The organism is Actinomycetospora flava (genome assembly GCF_037400335.1).
GTDB classification, from domain to species: Bacteria; Actinomycetota; Actinomycetes; order Mycobacteriales; family Pseudonocardiaceae; genus Actinomycetospora; species Actinomycetospora flava.
In genome coordinates this window covers 240,115-255,614 of the sequence record NZ_JBBEGM010000012.1, presented here as the reverse complement: position 1 = coordinate 255,614, position 15,500 = coordinate 240,115, and the positions used below count along the sequence as shown (strand labels likewise).

Here is a 15,500-nt window from a genome sequence, read left to right as displayed (position 1 = left end):
TGTCACACGCCAGCGATGCCGCATCGCTGGTACAGCCGCCGAGAGCTACAGCTCCGCGAGGACCGCGTCGGACAGGGGCGGCCAGGCGGCCTTGGCCCAGTCGCCGAAGGCGCGGTCGGCGAGGGCGACGCACGCCGCGCCCGCGTCCGGGTCCACCCACAGGAACGTCCCCGACTGGCCGAAGTGCCCGAAGGTGCGCGCCGAGTTCGTGGCGCCCGTCCAGTGCGGCGACTTGCCGTCGCGCAGCTCGAACCCCAACCCCCAGTCGTTGGGCTTCTGGTGCCCGAAGCCCGGGATCGTGCCGTTGAGCCCCGGGAACTGCGTCGACGTCGCCTCGGCCAGCGTCGACGCGTGCAGCAGCGTCGGTGCCTGGAGCTCGGCGGCCAGGCGCAGGAGGTCGTCGACGGTCGAGGTCGCGCCGTGCCCGGGGGAGCCGTCGAGCGTCGTCGCCGCCATGCCGAGCGGGGCGAGGACCGCCTCGTGGAGGTAGTCGGCGAACCCGATGCCGGTGGCCTCCTCGATCGTCGTCGCGAGCACCTCGAACCCCGCCGACGAGTACAGCCGCCGGGCGCCCGGCTCGGCGACGACGCGGTGCTCGTCGAACGCCAGCCCGGACGTGTGGGCGAGCAGGTGGCGCACGGTCGAGCCCTCGGGGCCCGCGGGCTGGTCGAGCGTGACGGCCTCCTCCTCGACCGCCACGAGCGCCGCGGTCGCCACGAGCGGCTTCGTCACCGACGCGAGCGGGAACCGGCGGTCGGTCGGCCCGCGGGTGCCGCGCACCGTGCCGTCGGCACCGACCACCCCGGTGGCCGCGTGGTCGACGGGCCAGTCGTCGATCTGCGCGAGGCTCTCCACCCCCGCGACCCTAGGGGTCAGCCGGCGAGGGCATCGCGGGCCGCCGACGCCGCGTCGTCGAGCAGCGTGCGCGCGGCGTCGTACCCGCGCGGCTGGTTCGACAGGAGCACGACGACGTAGCGCCCGCCCGCGTCCGGGAAGCCGGCCGAGTGGAGGTCGACGCTCGACCCGAAGCAGCACAGCCAGCCCTGCTTGGCGGCGGCGGTCCCGCGCCGGCTGGGGTCGAGCAGGCCGAAGCCCTGGTCGAACCCGTCGGCCGCGGTCGACGGCGCCGCGGCGAGCGCCTGGAGGACGAAGTCGCGGTCGGCGGGCGCCAGCCGGGTGGTGACATAGGCGTACAGCGCGGCCACGTCCTGCGCGGACGTGCGGACCTCGCCCCACTGGGACGTGTCGTCGGGCGGGCTGGTCCCCGTTAGCCCCAGGTTCGCGGCCACGCGGGTGATGCCCTCCGGCCCGCCGTAGCTCGACCACAGCGCGTTCATCGCCTCGTCGTCGCTGAGGCTCAGCGCGCGGCGGAACCGCTGCTCGTCGCCCTCGGTCGTCTGCACCTCGCCCGCCTCGCGCCGGGTCAGGATGTCGACGATCGTGAAGAGCTTGGCCACCGAGGCGGCGCGCAGCGGGGTGCCGCCCTGGTCGTTGGCGACGGTCTGGCCCGTGGTCCGGTCGAGGACCGCGACCCCGAGCGTGACGCCGCTGCGTTCCTGCGCCGCCGAGGCGGTCGCGTCCACCGCGGCCCGGGCCCGCGACGGGGGCGGTGCCGGCGTCGTGGTCGTCGTCGGCGGCGTCGTGGCCGGTGCCGCCACCGGCGGCGGGGCCGGCGCCGGGACCGGCGCGGACCCGCCCGTCGAGCACCCCGCGACCATCGCCGCCACGGCCAGCGCGGCGACGACGCGCCCGGGACGGAGCCGACGGGGGATCACGGGGTGATCCTGCGCCCGCCTCCGTGTGGTGCGCGCGACGGAACGCCCGGCGTCGGGCGACGTCACAGCGGCGGTCACGCCGCCAGCATCACCTCGTCGGCGCGCAGCGCGGCGACGACACGCTCGGTCATGGCGCGCTGGACGGCCCACTGGCGACCCGGCTTCGTACGAGCCGTCAGTCGGAGGGTCATACCGGACGCCGACAGCTCCTGGACGCCCAGCACCTGCGGCTTGTCGAGGACGTCGCCGCCGTGCCCGTTGTCGTCGATCGCCGCGACCGCGGCCTCCTCGGCGATCGCGGCGGCGCGGGTGACGTCCGTGTCGAGCGCCAGCGGGATGTCGAGGACGGCGACGGCGTGGTCCTGCGAGCCGTTGCCGACGCGCTCGATCGTGCCGTTGCGGACGTACCAGACCATGCCCGTGACGTCGCGGACCGTCGTGGTGCGCAGGCCGACGCGCTCGATGGTGCCGACGGCGTCGCCGAGGTCGACGTGGTCACCGACGCCGTACTGGTCCTCGAGGAGCATGAAGATCCCGGACAAGAAGTCCTTGACGAGGTTCTGCGCACCGAAACCGATGGCGAGTCCGACGACCCCCGCCGACGCGAGCACCGGCGCCAGGTTCACGCCGAACTGGCCCAGGACCATCATGAACGCGGTCCCGAAGATCAGGATGGTGGCCGCGTTGCGGATCACCGAGCTGACGGTGCGGGCCCGCTGGGCGCGGCGCGCGGAGCCGAACGCCTGGATGCGGTCGGCGTCGGTGACCCCGCGCTTGCGGCGCAGGAGCGAGAGCAGGCCCGGGACGCCCGCGCCGTTGGCCACGTGGCCGATGATGCGGTTGATCACGAAGCGCACGACGACGGCCACGGCGACGATCACGGCCACGGCGATGCCCGTGTGGATCAGGTTGTCGAGCGTCAGGGCAGACGGGGAGAACGGCACGGCGGTCACACCTCGGGGAGCGGGGAGCGTCGGTCGGGGATGCCGATCGATCACCGTGCCTGACGGTCCGGCACGCTCGCAAACCGGCTGGGCACGGACCTCGCGACGGGACGCGCAGGGTCGGACGGATGTGAAACCGGGATGAGGGGTAGACAAGCGGACATGGCGACCACGAGCGCGGGCAGGACCCGGCGCGGTGACCGTTCCCCCCTGCTCGTCGCGCTCGCCGTGGCCGTGGCGGTGCCCGGTCTCGTCCTGCGCCTCGGCGGGCTGCACATCTCGCCGCCGCTCGACGCGCTGCTCTTCGGCCTGGCGATCATCGGTGCGGCGTTCCTGCTGTCCTGGGCCGCCGAGGCCGCCCAGGTGGACATCTCGGCCGGGCTCGCGATCGCGCTGCTCGCGCTCGTCGCGGTGCTGCCCGAGTACGCCGTCGACTTCGTCTTCACCATCCAGGGCGGCGAGGCCTACGCGCAGTACGGCCCGACCTGTCTGCCACCGGGCTCCACCGAGCAGTCGCCCTGCGGGCTCGCGCTGGCCAACATGACCGGCGCCAACCGGATCCTCGTCGGCGTCGGGTGGGCGCTCGTGGTGCTGCTGGCCGCGATCCGGCTGCGCCGCGGCGGCGCCGACGCGGGCCAGGAGGGCGGCGCCGGCACGTCGCACCGGCCGGGTCACCCGACGCGCGTCACCCTCCTGCGCACCGACTCCGTGCCGCTGGTCTTCCTGCTCATCGCCACGCTCTACTCGCTGACCCTGCCGCTGCGCGTCAGCATCACCATGGTCGACTTCGTCGTCCTCGTCGGCATCTTCGTGGCCTACAGCATCCGCGTCGCGAAGGCCCCGGCCGAGGACCCCGACCTCATCGGCCCCTCGGCGTGGGTCGGGCGCATGGACGCCCCGCGCCGGCGCACCGGCTACATCGGGCTGTTCGTGGTGGCCGCGGTGATCATCGTGCTCTGCGCGGAGCCGTTCGCCGAGTCGCTCGTGGAGAGCGGCACCGAGCTCGGCATCAGCCAGTTCTTCCTCGTGCAGTGGCTCGCGCCGCTGGCCTCGGAGGCGCCCGAGCTGCTCGTCGCCGGCCTCTACGCCTGGCGGCTCAAGACCACCGACGCGCTCGCCACCCTGGTCTCCTCGAAGGTCAACCAGTGGTCGCTGCTCGTCGGGACGCTGCCGCTCGTGTTCGCGCTGTCCGCGGGCTCCCTCAACGGTCTGCCGGTCGACGCCATGCAGCGCGAGGAGCTCCTGATCACCGCCGCGCAGTCGCTGTTCGCGGTCTCGCTGCTGGTGACGCTGTCGATCAACGTCGTCGGCGCGCTGAGCCTGCTGCTGCTGTTCGTGGCCCAGTTCGTCCTCGCGGCCGTCCTGCCCCCGGCGCTGCAGGAGGCCGAGCTGCTGATCCTCTCGGGGGTCTACCTCGGCGCGGCGATCGTGATGTTCGTCCGGCACCGCCACGACCTCGTCCGGCTCGTGCGCGACGGCCTGCGCACCCCGTACGCCGACCTCGCCGTCGAGGCTCGATGACGGCCGGGGTGACCGACCAGAAGCTCGCCGTGATGCTCGTGCACGGCGTCGAGAGCGCCGGCGACCAGTACGCCGCCCGCGCCATGACTCTGCTGCGCGAGGAGTTCACCCGCATCGCCGGCGTGCCCGCCGAGGACGCCCTGGTGATCAAGCCGGCCTACTGGGCGCCGGTGTTCGAGCGCGGCCAGGAGGAGCTCAGCGACCGGATCACCGGGTCCGGTTCCCGCTGGCTGGTCGAGGTCCTCGACATGCTCGCCGCGCGCGCCAGCCAGGGGTCGACGCCCGCGCTGCTGGCGGCGGCGTCGACGGCGGGTCTGCGTTGGCTGCCGGGCCTCGACGACGCGCACTTCCCGACGCTGCGCTGGCTGATCGTCCACTACCTCGGCGACGCCGTGGCCTACCAGTCGGGCAGCGACGGCACCGGGCACTACGAGCAGGTCCAGGCCGTGCTCGCCCGCACCCTGCACGACCTCGCCGTCGAGGCCGGCGACGACGCGCCCCTGGCGGTGCTCGGCCACAGCCTCGGCAGCGTCGTCTCCAGCGACTTCCTCTACGACCTGCAGGCGGACGCCCCGCTGTCCCCGGGCGCGTCCCGGGCGCTGGGCGACACCCCGATCGAGCGCGGCGAGACGTTCGGCTGGTACTACACGCTCGGCAGCCCACTGGCCCTGTGGGCGCAGCGCCACCCGGACTTCGGCAAGCCCCTGACCGTGCCGCACCCCGGGTTCGCCGACCGCTGCCCGGGCCAGCGCGGGGAGTGGGTCAACGTCTACGACCCCGACGACGTCATCGCCTCGCCCCTGCGGCCGCTGAGCGACGCCTGGGCGGACGCGGTCCACGAGGACCGGCGCGTCGGCATCGGCCCGTGGTGGCTCGGCTGGACGCCGCTGGCGCACCCGTACTACTGGAACGACCGCCGCGTCGTCACCCCGATCGCCTCCCAGCTCGCCCAGGCCTGGCACCGGCTGTAGGTCACCGGCGCCGGGCCCCGGCGGGCCGCGTCAGACCTTCGCCCGTTCCACCTGCTCGATGCGGTCCTCCGCGGCCATCTCGGTCAGCTTGCGGCCGGCCTCGGCGTCGCGGGTGAGGTTCTCGCCCGTCTTGGGGTCGAACACGTGGATCTTCCGCGTGTCGAGCCAGAACTCCGACTCGCGGCCCTCGCGGATGCGGCTGGTGGAGTCGATCGACACCACGGCCTGGGTCCGCAGCTGGTCCGAGTCGAGCTCGCGGGAGAGCTCCTTGAGCTGCTCGGCGACCTCGGTCGGCGCCTCGTAGGGGATGTAGGCGTACTGGGCGTCGCCGAGCCACTCGGTGACGTCGACCTGCGCGGTGAACGTCGACCCGTGTGGCTTCTTCGCCTCGTCGACGAGGCTCGCGTCCTCGAAGTACTCGGGCCGGATGCCGACGAGCAGCAGGTCGTGGCCCTTGACCTTCTCGGCGCGCTCCGCGCCGAGCTCGACGGTGCCGAACGGCGTCGAGAGGCTGGTGCCCTCGACGGTCGCGGGCAGGAAGTTCATCGGCGGCGAGCCGATGAACCCGGCGACGAAGAGGTTGACCGGCTGCTCGTAGAGCTCGCGCGGCGACGCGACCTGCTGGATCACGCCCTTGCGCAGCACGCAGACGCGGTCGCCGAGGGTCATGGCCTCGGTCTGGTCGTGGGTGACGTAGACCGTCGTGATGCCCAGGCGGCGCTGCAGGCGCGCGATCTCGGTGCGCATCTGCCCGCGCAGCTTGGCGTCGAGGTTGGACAGCGGCTCGTCGAAGAGGAACGCGTCCGCGGCCCGGACGATCGCCCGGCCCATCGCGACGCGCTGGCGCTGGCCGCCGGAGAGGTTGGCGGGCTTGCGCTGGAGGTGCTCCTTGAGCTCGAGGACGCCGGCCGCCTCCTCGACGCGCTTCTGGACCTCGCCGTCGGGCACCTTGGCCAGCCGCAGCGGGAAGGCGATGTTCTCGAACACGCTCAGGTGCGGGTAGAGCGCGTAGTTCTGGAACACCATCGACAAGTTGCGGTCGCGCGGCGCCTTGTCGTTGACGCGGTTGCCGGCGATGACCATGTCGCCCGAGGTGATGTCCTCGAGCCCGACGATCATCCGCAGCAGCGTCGACTTCCCGCAGCCCGACGGCCCGACGAGGATCATGAACTCGCCGTCGGCGATGTCGAGGCTGACGTCGTTCACCGCGGGGTAGCCGTCGCCGTACTGCTTGACGATGTGGCTCATCTCGATGGAGGCCATGGGTTATCCCTTCACGGCGCCGTTGGTCAGACCGGCGACGATGCGCCGCTGGAAGAGCAGGACGAGGAGCACGACCGGGATCGTGACGATGACCGCGGCGGCCGCGATCGGGCCGTTCGGCGACTCGAACTGCGAGGCGCCCGAGAACAGACCGAGCGCCGCGGGCACCGGGCGGGCCGCTTCGGTCGAGGTCAGCGAGATGCCGTAGACGAAGTCGTTCCAGGCGAGGAAGAACGCGATGATCGCCGTGGTGAACACGCCGGGCGCGGCGAGCGGCACGATCACCTTCCGGAACGCCTGCCACGGCGTCGCCCCGTCGACCTGGGCGGCCTGCTCCATCTCCCACGGGATCTCGCGGAAGAAGGCCGACAGCGTCCAGATCGAGATGGGCAGCGTGAGCGACAGGTACGGGATGATCAGGCCGGGCCAGGTGTTGTAGAGCCCGATCTGCCGCCAGAGGTTGAACAGCGGCGTGACGATCGAGATCACCGGGAAGATCGCCACCGCGAGGGCGGTGGACAGGATGAGCCGCTTGCCGGGGAAGTCCAGCCGGGCGATCGCGTACGCGGCGAACATCGACAGCAGGCACGAGATGAACGTCGCGATGAGGCAGATGCCGAACGAGTTCACCAGCGCCGGCAGGAAGAGCCCCGCCGCGTCGCCGACAAGGATCTGCTCGTAGTTGGCGCCGGAGAAGACGGTCGGCAGGAACTGCCCGTTCGAGATGTCGTCGGAGGACTTGAACGACAGCGAGATGATCCACGCCACCGGGAAGAGGCAGTAGATGACGATGATCAGGCCGCCGATCCCCCAGCCGACCTTTTCGCGGGTGGACACCGGCTACTCCCCTCGCGCCTGGGACAGGTCGACCTTGAAGCCCTTGATGAACAGGACACTGATCAGCACCACCGACAGGAACAGCAGCACCGACACCGCCGACCCCAGCCCGATCTCGACGCGCTCGATCGTCTGCCGGTAGGCGAGGAACGACACCGTCTCGGTGTTGTTCGCGCCGGCCGTCATGACGAACACCGAGTCGAACACGCGGAACGCGTCCAGCGTGCGGAACAGGACGGCGACCATGATCGCCGCCTTCATGTTCGGCAGCGTCACCCGGCGCAGCCGCTGCCACCACGTCGCGCCGTCCACCTTGGCCGCCTCCTGCAGCACGTCGGGCACCTGCGCGAGGCCCGCGAGCAGCAGCAGCGAGATGAACGGCGTGGTCTTCCAGATCTCGGCGAGGCAGATGACGAACAGGGAGAGCCCCTGCGTGCCGAACCAGTCCGTCTCGGGCGTGGCCCCCAGGAACGAGAACCACGAGTTCACGAAGCCGGAGTCGACGCTGAACGCGAACTGCCACGCGAACGCGGAGACCACGGTGATCACCGCGTAGGGGATGAGGATGACCGTGCGCAGCACCGGACGCAGCGCCTTGAGCGCGTTGAGCATGACGAGCGCGAGCCCGAAGCCCAGGACGAGCTCGACCGCCACCGTCACGACCGTGATGAACGCGGTGACGCCGAACGAGGTCCACCACACCGAGTCGGTGAGGATCACGCCGTAGTTGCCGAGCCCGACGAACGACGAGTTCTCCGGGTCGGTGAGGCGGTAGTCGAACAGCGAGTCGAAGACCGCCTGGACGATCGGGTAGGCCGTGACCAGCAGCATCACGACGAACGCGGGACCCGCCAGGTACCAGCCGAGACGGCGCTCGGCGCGCACCTTCTCGTTGAGACCGGACGCCGGGGCCGCGGTGGCCGGTCGTTCCATCGTCGTGCTCATCAGGCCTCCTCCACCGAAGTCAGCACGGGCGCGAGGAACGAGCGACCGGGGTGACGGTCGTTGTGGGGGATCACAGCAGCGCCTCCTTCCGCAGCACCGCGGTGATCAGAGCCGTGGCGGCCTCGTTGGTGGGGCCGGGCACGACCGCGTCCGGCGGGTGGAAGGTGCGCTGGATGCCGCCGGAGACCTCCGCGTAGTACGCGGTCTGCGGTCGCGGCGCGGCCTGGGTCAGCGAGTCACGGATGGCCGGGGCCATCGGGAACTCGGCCAGCACCTCGGGGTCGCTGAACACCGAGATGCGCGACGACGGGTTGCCGTTCGACACGAAGTAGTAGGCGGAGTTCTCGGGGTTCGAGATGCAGGTCGTCGCCTCGTAGGCGAGGTCCGGGTGGTTGCTGAACGCGCCCACGCCGAGGTTGATGCCGCCGAGCGGCGGGGCGCTCGGCCGGTCCGGCGTGACGCGCGGGTAGAGCGCCCAGCCGTAGTCGTCGGGGACGGACTGCTGGAGCGTGCCCTCCTCGACCGCGGACTTGGCCTTCCCCCAGATGAACGGGTAGTTGACCATGAACGCGGCGTCGCCGGACTGGAACGACTCGGCGTTCGTGTCCTCGTCGGAGGTCGGGAAGCCCGGCGGGGCGACGCCGGCGTCGCCGTAGGTCTGCAGCACCCGCGCGGCCTCGATGCCGGGCGGCGCGTTGAGCCCGAGCTGGACGAGGTCCGGGTTCTCCTCGCCGACGTTGGTGATGATCGAGCCGCCCGCGGACTCCACGAGCGCGTTGACCCACACCGTCAGCGACTCGCCGCGGACGCCCTGGGCGGCGATCTGGGTCCGGTTCTGCGACGCGGCCCGGATGATCTGGTCCCAGGTCACCGGCTGGTTCATGTCCAGCCCCATCGCCGCGACCGCGGACTTGCGGTACCAGAGCAGCTGGGTGTTGGCCCAGAACGGCACGACGACCAGGCGGCCCTGCCACGTCGAGGCCTCGATCGAGCTGGGCACCCGGTCCTCGCGCGCGGCCGCCTCGACGGCCGGCGGCATCGGCGCCAGGAAGCCCGCCTGCGCGAACTCCGGCACGTAGGGCGGGTCGATGCTCATGATGTCGATCGACGAGTCGTTCGCCGCGAGGCGCCGGACGAGCTGCTGGCGCTGCTCGGAGGCCTGGCGGGGCAGCGTCGACGTCGCGATCGTGTACCGGCCGCCCGCCGCGGCGGTGCAGCGCGCCGCGATCTCGGTCTGCCCGCCGTCGTCCGGGTTGATGTACCAGGTGAGGACCGGCGGGCCGGCCGGCGCGGAGCTGCAGGCCGCGGCCAACGCCGCGATCACCGCGACCGCGACGGCCACGGCGGTGAGCCGCCGTCGTTGGTGGCGCATCGGTCTCCTCTCCGGCACCCACACGTGTACTGGAAGCGCTTGCGGTGGGAGCGTGGTGATGGGCGTCTCACAAGTCAAGGACGACGAGCGACGGGGTGGTTGCTCTGAGGCATTTGGGGCAGCCGACCGGCCGCCGCGCCACATGATCGTCCGGACTGCGCTGGAAGCGCTTGCGGAGCGGTGTCATGCTCGTCGGCTGTGACCGGGGACACGACGCCAGGGGGCGCGGCGACGTCGCGCCCGGCGTCCGTGGTCACCCTCGACGACGTCGCACGCCGCGCCGGCGTCTCCTCGGCCACGGCCTCCCGCGCGCTCGGCGACCACCCGCACGTCGCGGCGGCCACCCGCGCGCGCGTCCGGGAGGCCGCCGAGGAGCTCGACTACGTCGCGTCCCCGGAGGCGACGCGGCTGGCGGGCGGGCCGACGGGCCGGGTCGCGGTGCTCGTGCCGCACCCGTCGCGGTGGTTCTTCGGCGAGCTCATCGAGGGTCTCGAGGAGTCGCTGCGCGCCGTCGACCTCGACCTCGTGCTCTTCCGCGTCGGCGGCCCCGAGGAACGGGCGGCGTTCTTCGCGCGGCTGCCCGCCCGGCGCAAGGTCGACGCCGTCGTCGTGCTCGCCTTCGCCGTCGACGAGGCCGAGCACGCCCGGCTCGCGTCGCTGGGCGTCGACGTGGTGGCCGCCGGCGGGCGCGTCGCGTCGTACCCGTCGGTCGGCATCGACGACCACCTCGCCGGGCGCCAGGCGATGGACCACCTCATCCACCTCGGGCACCGGCGGATCGGGATGATCGCCGTGACGAACGACGGCGAGCTCGCCCCCGACCCCGACGGGCGGACCTCGGCCTGGCGCGCGGCCCTCGCGGACGCCGGCGCCGAGCCCGACGACGACCTCGTCGTGACCGTGCCGTGGGGCGGCGAGGGCGGCGCCGACGGGATGGCGCGCCTGCTCGGGCTGCGCACGCCCCCGACCGCGGTCCTCGCCCACGACGACGAGACCGCGCTCGGTGCGGTGCGCACGCTGCGGCGCGCGGGCCTGCGCGTGCCCGAGGACCTCTCCGTGATCGGGATCGACGACCACCCCGTGGCCGCGCTCACCGACCTCACCACCGTCGCCCAGCCCGTCCGGGCGCAGGGCCGCCGCGCCGGCGAGCTGGTGGCGGCGGCGCTGCGCGGGGAGCTGCGGGAGCGGGTGCCGCCCGCCGAGCTGCTGCCGACCCGGCTCGTGCTGCGCGGCACCACGTCACCCCCGGGAGCCCCCCGATGAACGCACCGGACCTGCGCCTGCGCGTGCCCACGCCCGGCCTGATCGCCCTGCCCTGGGACCGCCCGCTCGCCGACTGGGACCCGGCCACCGTGCCGCTGCGCGAGCTGCCCGTCGGCCCGAGCCGCCACCTCGTGCGGTTCGTCGAGGTCGACGGGACGCTCTGGGCGCTCAAGGAGCTGCCGCCGCGCATCGCCGGCAAGGAGTTCGAGAACCTGCGCCACCTCGAGTCCGCAGGGCTGCCCGCCGTGCGCCCGGCGGGGCTCGTCACCCAGCCCGACCACGACTGCTCGATCCTGCTGACCCGCTACCTCACGGGCTCGTGGCAGTACCGGCGCCTCATCGCGCGGCTGCCCCCGAACCGGCCGGCCCAGCGTGCCCGGCTGTTCGACGCGATGGTCGGCCTGCTGGTCGAGCTGCACCGCCACGGCGTGTTCTGGGGCGACTGCTCGCTGGCCAACACCCTGTTCTCCCGCGGCGGCCAGCTCTTCCAGGCCTGGCTCGTCGACGCCGAGACCAGCGAGGTGCACCCGTCGCTGTCCGACGGCCAGCGGCAGATGGACCTCGAGATCCTCGTCGAGAACGTCGCCGCCGGCATGACCGACCTCGCCGCGAGCCTGAACCGCCCACCGGAGATCGAGCCGCAGCTCATCGCCGAGGCGATGGAGCTGCCCGAGCGCTACGAGGCGCTGTGGGACGCGCTGCACGGGCAGGCGCAGTTCGCGTTCCGCGACCGCTACCGCGTCGAGGGCACCGTGCGCGACCTCAACGACCTCGGCTACGTGGTCGACGAGGTGAGCCTGGCGCCCGCGGAGGACGGCGGGGGCGGCGTGGTGCGCCTGCGCGTCGCGGTCGGCGAGCGCAACCACCACGCCCGCTACCTGCGCGAGCTCACCGGCCTCGAGGTCGGCGAGGGCCAGGCGCGGATCCTGCTCGGTGACCTGCGCGCCCACCAGCGGGCGATCGCCCACGAGCACCCGGAGCGGCGGATCACCGAGGACCAGGCCATCGCGAGCTGGCGCCACGACGTCCTCACCCCGGGCATGCGCCGTGCCCACGCCGCGGTGCGCCACGTGGGCACGGCCGTGCAGGCCTACTGCGACCTGCTCGAGGTCCGGTGGCTGCTCTCCGAGCAGGCCGGGGCGGACGTGGGCACCGGGCGCGCGCTGGAGGCGCTCGCCGAGCGCGCCCCGACCGACTCGGCGGCGCGCTCGGTGGTCGTCGACACCGCCTCGGACATCCCCGTCGTCGAGGCGGACCCGGCGGTGCCGGACGTCCCCCCGGAGTGGTGATCAGCCCAGCCAGACCGCCGCGTCGGGACCCAGCCGGCCGTCCTCGAGCGGCACGCTGGTCAGCAGCACCTCGTCGTGCGGCGGGAGGTCGACGGGCTCGGCGCCGAGGTTGACCACGCACGCGAACCCGGGCTCGCGCCGCAGGTGCAGCACCGCGTCGCCGGGCTCCGACACCCAGGTCATGTCCCCGTCGCCGAGCGCCGGGTGCGCGCGGCGTCGGCGCAGCACGGCCCGGTAGAGCTCGAGCACCGAGTCGGGGTCGCCGTTCTGCCGGTCGGCCGCGTAGGAGGTCCAGCCGTCGGGCTGCGGCAGCCAGGGCGCCGAGGCGCCGTCGGGGCTGAAGCCGGCCGAGCTGCCCTCGGTCGCCGACCAGGGCAGCGGGACCCGGCACCCGTCGCGGCCGCGGACGGTGTGCCCGGAGCGCTCCCACGTGGGGTCCTGCAGCGCGTCCTCCGGGATGTCCTCGACCTCGGGCAGGCCCAGCTCCTCGCCCTGGTAGACGTACATGCCGCCGGGCAGCGCGGCCTCGAGCAGCAGCGCGGCCCGGGCCCGGCGGGTGCCCAGCGCGAGGTCCGGGGCCGCGTCGGACGCCCGCGGGACCGCGGACGTCGGGACCTCCTCGGGGGCCGGCGAGGGGCGGCCGTAGCGGCTGGGGTGGCGCACGACGTCGTGGTTGGACAGCACCCACGTCGCGGGCGCGCCGGCCGCGCGGAGCTGCCCGGTGGTGACGTCGATGGCCTCGCGCAGCGCGGCCGGGTCCCACGGGGCGACGAGGTAGTCGAAGTTGAACGCCGTGTGCAGCCGGCCGGGGGCGACGTAGCGGGCGAGGCGCTCCGGGGCCGGGGTCCACGCCTCGGCGACGAACATGCGGTCGCCGGGGTACTCGTCGGCCACCCGGCGCCAGGCCTCGTAGACGTCCTGGACGCCGTCGCGGTCGACGAACGGGTGGGTGCCGGGCGCGTAGGTGCGCCCGATGAGGTCCCGCGCGTCGTCGAGGTCGGGCAGCGCGGGGTCCTTGACCAGCCCGTGGGCGACGTCGATGCGGAACCCGTCGACACCGCGGTCGAACCAGAAGCGCAGGACCGCCTCGAACTCGGCGGCGACCTCGGGGTTCGCCCAGTTCAGGTCGGGCTGGCCGGGGTCGAACAGGTGCAGGTACCAGGAGCCGTCGGGGACGCGCGTCCACGCCGGCCCGCCGAAGTGTGACTGCCAGTTGTTCGGGGGCTCGGCGCCGTCGGGACCCGACCCCGGCCGGAAGACGTAGCGCTCGCGCGCGCCCGGCTCGTCGGCCAGCGCCGCGCGGAACCACACGTGCCGGTCGGACGTGTGGTTGGGGACGATGTCGGGGATCAGCCGCACCCCGTGCTCGTGGGCGTCGACGACGAGCTTCTCCGCGTCGCTGACCGTGCCGTAGGCGGGCTCGATCGTCCGGTAGTCGGCGACGTCGTAGCCCGCGTCGGCCTGCGGCGACGCGTACCACGGGTTGATCCACAGCGCGTCGACCCCGAGCTCGGCGAGGTAGGGCAGCTTCTCGCGGATCCCGGCGATGTCCCCGATCCCGTCGCCGTCCGCGTCGGCGAAGCTGCGGATGTAGACCTGGTAGATGACGGCCTCGCGCCACCACGGGGTCTCGGCGTTCTCGGGCGTAACGGTCACGCCTCCACGATGCCCGACGCCGTCGCGCTCAGGCGCCGGCCGTGGCGCGTTCCTCCTTGCTCGCCCGGCGCGCGAGGATCTCGTCCGGCTCCGGGGCGTCGTCGATGCCCTCGGGCGCGCGCCGCTCGCGCAGGCGCTCGGTGGCCTGCTGCAGCATCGCCAGGCCGGCCTGGGCGAGGCGGACGACGAACGCGAGGAAGAGCCGGGCCTGTTCCACGAGGAACGCGAACGCCGCGGCGGGCCGGCTCTCGCCCTCCGCGGGCGCCGGGCTGCGGCGCGGGGCCTCGCTGGCCTCGTAGAGGCGGTCGGCGAGCTGGTCGACCTTCTCCACGGCGCGGTCCGTGACGGCGGCCAGCACGCGGCCGGCGAGGACGGGGAGCATGCGGCGGCCGGCCTCGGCGAGGATCGGGCCGCTGATCTGGGTGGTCATCCCGATCAACGCTAGGCGCGGACCCCGGTGGTGACACTCCGCCAACGGCACCCACACCCTGCGCACATGCCCCGCCCCCGCGCGCATCCGGTGGCATCCTGGAGGGGATGCGACAACCGGGGCGCCGCGAGCGGCTGGACGCCGCGCGCGAGCGCGACGGCGACACCTGCCTGTGGTGCGCGCGGCCGCTCGTCGGCACCGTCGCGGCCACCACCGACCACGTCGTGCCCAAGGTCAAGGGTGGGCCCTCGTGGCTCGAGAACGAGGTGGCCGCGTGCCGCCGCTGCAACGGCGAGCGGGGTCACCGCGGGGCGGTCGAGTGGCTCGAGGAGTGCGAACGCCGCGGGTGGTCCCCCGACGCGGACCGACTCGAGCGGGTGCTGGTGTCGCTGGCGGCGGCGATCGCGGAGCGCGGCGGGCAGCGGCGGGCGCGCCCGCACCTGGACGCCCAGCTGCGGCGATTGCGCAAGCGCGGTCTAGCTCCCGCCGTATGACGCGTCGAAGAAGGCCCGCTCGAGGTCGACGGCGCGGGTGAAGAGCTCGGTCATGCGCTCGCGGGTGGCGGGGTCGGCGTCGCGCGCGATCCGATCGGTCTCGGTGCGCAGCAGGTCGACCCAGGTGGTGAACGCCGGGCCGCGGTGCAGGTCGATCCACTCGCGGTGGAGCCAGTCGTCGGGCTTCCGTGCATCGCGTGACGCCCAGTCGAGGTAGAGCCACTCGGCGACGAGCAGCACGGTGAGGGCGTCGGCGTAGGAACCGCGCGCCTCGTCCATGAGGTCGAGGAAGCCCTGCGTCGCCGGCTGCGGGTCGGCGGGGCCGGTGGCGCCGAGGCGGGCGAGGGCGCGGCCGAAGTAGTCGTCCTCGTCGCCGGCGACGAGCCCGAGCTGGCGGGCGATCGCGAGGCGGGGCTCGGTGCGGTCGGCGGTCGCGACGGCGGCGCCGAGCAGGGCGACGAAGCGGTCGAGGAACAGGGCGTCCTGCGCGAGATAGCGGGCCATCACCGCGTCGTCGACGGTGCCGGCCCACAGCTCGTCGACGAACCGGTGACCGACCGCGGCGTCCCACATCGACGCGGTGGCGGCGCGCATGTCGTCGGCGAAGCTCACGGTGCTCCTCACGGCGTGCCGTGCAGCGAGCATGTGGCGATCCTGGCGTCAGACGCCGGCGATGCCGCATCGCTGGTACGAGCCCCCGGACATGGCGCGGCCCGGGCATCGGCGGGCGGGGGCTTCCG

Annotated in this window: 15 protein-coding genes; 5 read left to right on the top strand and 10 right to left on the bottom strand. The window is 73.5% G+C overall.

Annotated elements, in window-relative coordinates:
• Window positions 1–45 precede the first annotated feature (45 nt).
• The 3 genes from WCD58_RS25810 to WCD58_RS25800 all read right to left on the bottom strand — a co-directional run bounded on the left by WCD58_RS25810 (window position 46) and on the right by WCD58_RS25800 (window position 2,719).
• Entirely contained in the window at window positions 46–855 is an 810-nt protein-coding gene (locus WCD58_RS25810) for a serine hydrolase domain-containing protein (protein WP_337705962.1), read from the bottom strand.
• Window positions 856–872: 17 nt separating this feature from the next.
• Window positions 873–1,775 (bottom strand): serine hydrolase, encoded by a 903-nt coding sequence (locus WCD58_RS25805; RefSeq protein ID WP_337705961.1) that lies wholly within the window; start codon window positions 1,773–1,775, stop codon window positions 873–875.
• Between the two features lie 74 nt (window positions 1,776–1,849).
• The gene (locus WCD58_RS25800; protein ID WP_337705960.1) at window positions 1,850–2,719 is read right to left on the bottom strand and encodes a mechanosensitive ion channel family protein; all 870 of its coding nucleotides are present in this window, start codon (window positions 2,717–2,719) and stop codon (window positions 1,850–1,852) included.
• A gap of 162 nt (window positions 2,720–2,881) precedes the next feature.
• Here WCD58_RS25800 and WCD58_RS25795 point away from each other — a divergent pair, with 162 nt between their 5' ends.
• The gene (locus WCD58_RS25795; RefSeq protein ID WP_337705959.1) at window positions 2,882–4,240 is read left to right on the top strand and encodes a calcium:cation antiporter family protein; all 1,359 of its coding nucleotides are present in this window, start codon (window positions 2,882–2,884) and stop codon (window positions 4,238–4,240) included.
• Complete coding sequence (locus WCD58_RS25790) at window positions 4,237–5,211, top strand: hypothetical protein (protein WP_337705958.1); 975 nt, start codon at window positions 4,237–4,239, stop codon at window positions 5,209–5,211. Before WCD58_RS25795 ends, WCD58_RS25790 begins: the two co-directional genes overlap by 4 nt.
• Before the next feature lie 30 nt (window positions 5,212–5,241).
• Here the strand turns inward: WCD58_RS25790 and WCD58_RS25785 are convergent, their stop codons facing one another.
• The 4 genes from WCD58_RS25785 to WCD58_RS25770 form a co-directional block, all read right to left on the bottom strand.
• Window positions 5,242–6,474 (bottom strand): ABC transporter ATP-binding protein, encoded by a 1,233-nt coding sequence (locus WCD58_RS25785; RefSeq protein WP_337705957.1) that lies wholly within the window; start codon window positions 6,472–6,474, stop codon window positions 5,242–5,244.
• A 3-nt stretch (window positions 6,475–6,477) separates the two neighbouring features.
• Window positions 6,478–7,311, bottom strand: a complete 834-nt coding sequence (locus WCD58_RS25780; RefSeq protein ID WP_337705956.1) for a carbohydrate ABC transporter permease — start codon at window positions 7,309–7,311, stop codon at window positions 6,478–6,480.
• Between the two features lie 3 nt (window positions 7,312–7,314).
• On the bottom strand, window positions 7,315–8,256 hold the full coding sequence (locus tag WCD58_RS25775; protein WP_337705955.1) for a carbohydrate ABC transporter permease: 942 nt from the start codon (window positions 8,254–8,256) through the stop codon (window positions 7,315–7,317).
• A gap of 70 nt (window positions 8,257–8,326) precedes the next feature.
• Complete coding sequence (locus WCD58_RS25770; RefSeq protein WP_337705954.1) at window positions 8,327–9,628, bottom strand: extracellular solute-binding protein; 1,302 nt, start codon at window positions 9,626–9,628, stop codon at window positions 8,327–8,329.
• Window positions 9,629–9,826: 198 nt separating this feature from the next.
• Here WCD58_RS25770 and WCD58_RS25765 point away from each other — a divergent pair, with 198 nt between their 5' ends.
• Window positions 9,827–10,891 carry a LacI family DNA-binding transcriptional regulator gene (locus tag WCD58_RS25765; RefSeq protein ID WP_337705953.1) on the top strand — a complete coding sequence of 355 codons (1,065 nt, stop codon included), beginning with the start codon at window positions 9,827–9,829 and terminating at the stop codon, window positions 10,889–10,891.
• Window positions 10,888–12,180: a DUF4032 domain-containing protein gene (locus tag WCD58_RS25760; RefSeq protein WP_337705952.1), complete on the top strand. Its 1,293-nt coding sequence runs from the start codon at window positions 10,888–10,890 to the stop codon at window positions 12,178–12,180. The genes WCD58_RS25765 and WCD58_RS25760 overlap by 4 nt, the downstream gene beginning before the upstream one ends.
• Here WCD58_RS25760 and WCD58_RS25755 read toward each other — a convergent pair whose 3' ends face one another.
• Together WCD58_RS25755 and WCD58_RS25750 are read right to left on the bottom strand one after the other, a co-directional pair.
• The gene (locus tag WCD58_RS25755; RefSeq protein WP_337705951.1) at window positions 12,181–13,836 is read right to left on the bottom strand and encodes a glycoside hydrolase family 13 protein; all 1,656 of its coding nucleotides are present in this window, start codon (window positions 13,834–13,836) and stop codon (window positions 12,181–12,183) included.
• 28 nt (window positions 13,837–13,864) lie between these two features.
• Entirely contained in the window at window positions 13,865–14,266 is a 402-nt protein-coding gene (locus tag WCD58_RS25750) for a hypothetical protein (RefSeq protein WP_337705950.1), read from the bottom strand.
• Window positions 14,267–14,373: 107 nt separating this feature from the next.
• On the opposite strand from WCD58_RS25750, the gene WCD58_RS25745 reads away from it, so the two are divergent.
• Entirely contained in the window at window positions 14,374–14,760 is a 387-nt protein-coding gene (locus WCD58_RS25745; RefSeq protein WP_337705949.1) for an HNH endonuclease, read from the top strand.
• On the opposite strand, the gene WCD58_RS25740 is transcribed toward WCD58_RS25745, so the two are convergent.
• Window positions 14,743–15,372 carry a TenA family protein gene (locus WCD58_RS25740; protein WP_337705948.1) on the bottom strand — a complete coding sequence of 210 codons (630 nt, stop codon included), beginning with the start codon at window positions 15,370–15,372 and terminating at the stop codon, window positions 14,743–14,745. The genes WCD58_RS25745 and WCD58_RS25740 overlap by 18 nt on opposite strands.
• Window positions 15,373–15,500 lie beyond the last annotated feature (128 nt).

Bases quoted from the DNA above. Each gene is read 5' to 3' on its own strand.
- WCD58_RS25795 (WP_337705959.1), top strand. From the start codon at position 2,882: ATGGCGACCACGAGCGCGGGCAGGACCCGGCGCGGTGACCGTTCCCCC.
- WCD58_RS25790 (WP_337705958.1), top strand. From the start codon at position 4,237: ATGACGGCCGGGGTGACCGACCAGAAGCTCGCCGTGATGCTCGTGCAC.
- WCD58_RS25785 (WP_337705957.1), bottom strand. From the start codon at position 6,474: ATGGCCTCCATCGAGATGAGCCACATCGTCAAGCAGTACGGCGACGGC.
- WCD58_RS25775 (WP_337705955.1), bottom strand. From the start codon at position 8,256: ATGAGCACGACGATGGAACGACCGGCCACCGCGGCCCCGGCGTCCGGT.
- WCD58_RS25770 (WP_337705954.1), bottom strand. From the start codon at position 9,628: ATGCGCCACCAACGACGGCGGCTCACCGCCGTGGCCGTCGCGGTCGCG.
- WCD58_RS25760 (WP_337705952.1), top strand. From the start codon at position 10,888: ATGAACGCACCGGACCTGCGCCTGCGCGTGCCCACGCCCGGCCTGATC.
- WCD58_RS25750 (WP_337705950.1), bottom strand. From the start codon at position 14,266: ATGACCACCCAGATCAGCGGCCCGATCCTCGCCGAGGCCGGCCGCCGC.
- WCD58_RS25745 (WP_337705949.1), top strand. From the start codon at position 14,374: ATGCGACAACCGGGGCGCCGCGAGCGGCTGGACGCCGCGCGCGAGCGC.